This is a genomic window from Desulfobacterales bacterium (genome assembly GCA_029211065.1).
In the GTDB taxonomy this organism is placed as follows: Bacteria; Desulfobacterota; Desulfobacteria; order Desulfobacterales; family JARGFK01; genus JARGFK01.
This window is the reverse complement of sequence record JARGFK010000190.1, coordinates 1-4,855: the sequence shown is the minus strand read 5'-3', so window position 1 is coordinate 4,855 and position 4,855 is coordinate 1. Positions and strand designations below refer to the sequence as shown.

Here is a 4,855-nt window from a genome sequence, read left to right as displayed (position 1 = left end):
CGTTTCCGCAGAGAACGAATCTGATCTGCCGAATAAGGAGAAACCGGTTCGATACACAAAAAATCATACTCCCGCATCGTGCGTTTATCGATAAACCCGAGTTTATGCAAATCCCGGGCAGTTTCATGAACCGCGCCTAAAAGGCGGCTTTTGTGCCGTTCACTCTTCATGTTTGACCTCCACCAAAGAACCTTCTTCAATAGCCGCTGCAATTTGCGTCGCGGTCAGGCCAAGAAGGTCTTTTGCCAACTTTTTCAAAGTTACCAGTTCAATTTCTGAGATGTTTTCACGTTCGTTCTTTTCAAAACCAAATACAAAAAACCAACGATCATCCCGGTTCGTCGCCAGCAATGTTCTCGTGCTGCCGCGCTTTCCTCTCCCCGGAAAAGCAATACGCTTTTTCACAATCCCACCGCCAAGATCGGCTTCCAACTTGACCTGAAATCGGTAAATGGAATTACTGGGATTAGCGGCCGGAGCCGGTCAAAACCACACCGGCGGTTTTGAAAAGGATTTTAAAGTCTATCCAAAGCGACCACTTGTCGATGTATTCTTGATCCAGCTTCATCCGGTCATCAAAGCAGACATCGTTGCGGTAGGGGGTGACCCTGCCACAGTCGTCGGCAGTTACCGATTTCAGGTCAAACCTGAAATCGGTAAAGTACGGCCGTATTATGTTTGCATTTTCAAAATGTTATAAACTGTTTTGGGCGAAAGATGCAGAAGCTCCGCAATTTCAAACCGCTTGAACCCCCTGGCAGTCAGTTGTTCGATGAGAAATTTTATTGCCCGGCGCGATCCCGGTTTCCGTTTACCATATTGGGCCACGGCCTCATCGATTCGCCGTTCCAGCGCTTCCATATTTATTATCTCTTTTCCAGCAATCCTGGCCACTGTTTTGACAGTTGCCATTTTTCCGAAAATTTTAGGAAACGCCGCCAGGAGTTTTTGCTTGAAATGCTCCACTCCACTCTCTTGCGATTGTGCATAATCAATAGGCAGTTTCGATCCTTTTTCCAGTAGCTGTCGGTATCTTTTCCTGGCAATTTGAAGATCATTGGCGAGAATTTGCATGATGAAACCGGCATTTACGAAAGAACTCTTTTCTGATTCGTCGACAAATAGCCGAACCGACGACCATCGGTAATCCCTGGGATCGGAAACGATATCCGCTTTTACCGGATTTAAGTGTATGTATACCGAAGCAGCTATCAAGTATGCATCGTCCAGACATACGGCTTGCCGGTAAGGTCCTCCGAACAAATGCCCCCGCCTTTCATATTTCCGGTTGAATCTCATCGCATACCGGGAAAACAGATCCCGCATGGCGGACTGGAGGTTTCCCTGGTTAGGCCGCAATAGTAAGTGGGCATGGTTTCCCATAAGGCAAAACGAAAAGATTTCGTAGTCGTGCTTTTGTGCCGATTCCCTGAGAAATCCCAGCATGCACAGAAAGTCGTCGTCTTCGACAAAGCACGGATCTTTGCCGGCGGCGCGTTGGGTGATATGCGAAATGATATTTCCCTGTGTCAGTTTTTTTCGCGCACGAAAAAAACGATTGACCTTATGCTCGGCAACCAAATCAATCGGGTCCAACAGCGACTCCTTTAAAAAAAAAGAACGCCAGGTTCAAAAGCCTTTATCAATTAAACCGAAATAACGCTTATAGGGAATCCGGACAGGCCGGCGTCTTACTGATTTTAGGTTTGACGTGAAATCGGTAAAAGAAGCGGCATACTGATCTGATTTCTACAACTTACCGAAAACAGGTTTGACGTGAAATCGGTAAATGGGATTACTGGGATCAGCGGCCGGAGCCGGTCAGGACCACAGCGGCGGTTTTGAAAAGGATTTTAAAATCGAGCCACAGGGACCACTTGTCGATGTACTCGAGATCCAGCTTCATCCAGTCGTCGAAGCAGACATCGTTGCGGCAGGGGGTGACCTGCCAAAGGCAGGTGATGCCTGGCTTCATGGACAGCCGGCGGCGCTGCCACATATCGTATTTCTTAACTTCGGATGGGATCGGCGGCCGGGGGCCGACAATACCTTCTCACCTTTTAACAAATCAATTTAACAAATCAATCGGTAAGAGTTACAGGTGAGATCAACTTTCCCGGCGACTTACCGATTTTAGGTTTGACGTGAAATCGGTAAGTGGATTTTGGTTTACCGAAAACAGGTTTGACGTGAAATCGGTAAATGGGATGGTAGTTAGAGGACACACTCGGAGTCCTGGGCGCTGTATTCGGGTACGATCTCCTTGAGCTTGCTGCGGATGGCGTAGCCGTCCTGTTTGCGGGCCGCCCGGTAAAGGGTCTTGAGTTCCGCAAACAACCACTCACGGAAGACGTCCTTGCCGCCGTGGCCGTTAAAACGGCCGTCGGATTTGAGCACCAGGATTTTTTCATGGTCGGTGGGAACGATCCCCTCGCCTTCGGTGATCAGCTCCTCGTAAAGCTTTTCCCCCGGTCTTAAGCCCGTAAACACGATCTCGATGTCCGTGTCCGGGTCCCGGCCCGAAAGGCGGATGAGGTCCCGGGCCATGTCCACGATCTTAACCGGGGTGCCCATCTCCAGGATGAATATCTCCCCGCCTGCGCCGATGGCGCCGGCCTGGAGGATCAACTGGGTGGCTTCGGGAATGGTCATGAAAAACCGGGTGATCTCAGGGTGCGTCACCGTCACCGGCCCGCCCCGGGCGATCTGCTCCCGGAACAGGGGGATCACCGACCCTGAGGATCCCACCACATTGCCGAAGCGCACCGCCATCATGCGGGTGCCGTTGCCGGCAAGGGCCTGCATCATCATTTCGCCGACCCGCTTGGTGGCGCCCATGACATTGGTGGGCCGAACGGCCTTGTCGGTGGACACCAGGACAAAATATTCAGCCCCGTGTTCGATAGCGCGCTCCATGATCTCCTGAGTGCCGGAAATATTGTTGATCACCGCCTGCCAGGGGTTTTCCTCCAGCATGGGCACGTGCTTGTAGGCGGCGGCGTGAAACACAACCTTGGGCTGATACTTCTTAAAGACCCCGTTCATGAGCGGGCCGTTCTGGACCGCCCCCAGGATCGTGGTATAGCGGATGTAGCCCACCTGCTGTTTGAGCTCGATCTGGACCCGGTAAAGATCGGCCTCGGATGCATCCACCAGGACCAGCCGCTCCGGACTGAACCGCACGATCTGGCGGCAGAGCTCGGAGCCGATGGACCCGCCGGCCCCGGTCACCAGCACGCAGCGGTCCTTGATGTACGCCTGGATCGCATCCATGTTCAGCTCCACCGGCGGACGGCCCAGCAGGTCCTGAAAGTTGACGTCCCGCAGGGCTTTTACGCTCACCTTGCCGTCGATGAGTTCTCCCAACCCCGGCAGGGTCCGGTAGCGCACATGGCACAGTTCGCAGGTCTCCACAATGTGGCGCATCTGCTCGCCGGTGGCCGACGGCGCTGCAATCAAAACCTCTTCCACTTTGTATCGCTGGATGTTGACGGGCAGCGTGCCCAAGTCCCCCAGAACGCTGACGCCATGAATCGACAGCCCCTTCTTGGACGATTCGTCGTCGATAAACCCCACCACCTTAAAGGGCAGGCGCGGGTTGTCCATCACTTCCCGGAGTGTTTTTTCGCCGGCATCCCCTGCCCCGATGATCAGGACCGGCTTTTTTTCATCTTTATGAATGTTGACGGATCGGCCGTTATTACCGTTTTGGATCATTTTTTTCTGATACAGCAGACGGATGCCCAGGCGCATCCCGCCGGTAAAGACCAGGGTCAGAAATCCGTCCAATATAAAAACCGCCCGGGAAAACCCGCTGAAGCGGTGGACGATCAGCATGGCAGTGAGGATCACCAGGCTGGAAAAGACCGTTGCCTTGACCAGCCCCCACATATCCGAAATGCTGGTATACCGCCACATCCCCTGGTACAAACCGAAAACATTGAATATCAGAAGTTTAATTGGAATAATCAGCGGCAGGATAAAAATCATCTGCTCCAGGGATGTGTCAGGGATGCTAAACTCAAAGCGGATGCAGTAGGCCGACGCGTGCGCCATGGCAAACAGCGCCATGTCGCTGATCAGGATGACGTAGAAATTAAGATTTTTGATTTGTCTGCTGAACATATAACTCTGTCGATCAATACAAAAAACCAAAGAGCCAAAGTGGTATTTTTCTGCCGAATCCTTTTTCCATGTCATCCAATGCCAAAAAACTGTTTTCGATGTCCTTTATCTGGGAAAAATCCTTGTTCCTGCCGCCGACCTCAAAAAGGTGCCTGTCATCAACCAGAAAGTCGCCGCGCGGCGGGGCTTTGAGAGCATGCCTGGTACCAAGCATATTTAGAAAAAATGTCTCCCGGATAGTTCCCAGACCAACATTCGGTGAAAAGGCATAGATCAAGTTGGGATTGTTCAGAAAAATCTTTTCCGGTTTTTCCAGGCGACGAAACCCCTTGCCGGTACGGCTCAGACCCATGATCAAACCGGAATCTTCGAGATACTTCAGGTAGGTTTTCAACGTCCGCTGATCACCGACATCCGTCAGATCCGTCAACTTTTTTAAGTCCGGAAAAAAAGGGACCGAAGCGGAGATAATGGCCAAAAGCTTTGCAATCTTTTTGATGCTGTTCCCGGTCAGGGCCGGCTGGACTGCGATTAGATCGCTCTCTATGATAGTATGCAGATTCTGATTGAGCAGTTGATAAAACAAGTCTTCATTCTGATCCTCGAAATAGAACGGATAATAGCCGTGTTTGAGATACGCCTTGAACAGCGCCAGAACTTTTTTATCCTGCAGTGTATCCACAATTTTATGCGCGATACGAACATGATCACTTAAAATATTCTCAAGGGT

6 protein-coding genes are annotated in these 4,855 nt (G+C 51.3%); all 6 read right to left on the bottom strand.

From position 1 onward, the window contains the following. Positions 1-159 precede the first annotated feature (159 nt). Positions 160-432, bottom strand: a complete 273-nt coding sequence (locus P1P89_22285) for a type II toxin-antitoxin system RelE/ParE family toxin (protein ID MDF1594249.1) — start codon at positions 430-432, stop codon at positions 160-162. A 34-nt stretch (positions 433-466) separates the two neighbouring features. Continuing rightward, positions 467-640 (bottom strand): sugar transferase, encoded by a 174-nt coding sequence (locus P1P89_22280; GenBank protein ID MDF1594248.1) that lies wholly within the window; start codon positions 638-640, stop codon positions 467-469. Positions 641-672: 32 nt separating this feature from the next. Then, positions 673-1,596, bottom strand: coding sequence for a transposase (locus P1P89_22275; GenBank protein ID MDF1594247.1), 924 nt, complete (start codon positions 1,594-1,596; stop codon positions 673-675). Positions 1,597-1,804: 208 nt separating this feature from the next. Further along, entirely contained in the window at positions 1,805-2,047 is a 243-nt protein-coding gene (locus P1P89_22270) for a sugar transferase (GenBank protein MDF1594246.1), read from the bottom strand. A gap of 167 nt (positions 2,048-2,214) precedes the next feature. Then, a complete protein-coding gene (locus P1P89_22265; GenBank protein MDF1594245.1) occupies positions 2,215-4,125 on the bottom strand; it encodes a nucleoside-diphosphate sugar epimerase/dehydratase in 1,911 nt (636 codons plus the stop codon). A 13-nt stretch (positions 4,126-4,138) separates the two neighbouring features. Next, a partial coding sequence (locus P1P89_22260; GenBank protein MDF1594244.1) for a hypothetical protein occupies positions 4,139-4,855 on the bottom strand: 717 nt, incomplete at its 5' end.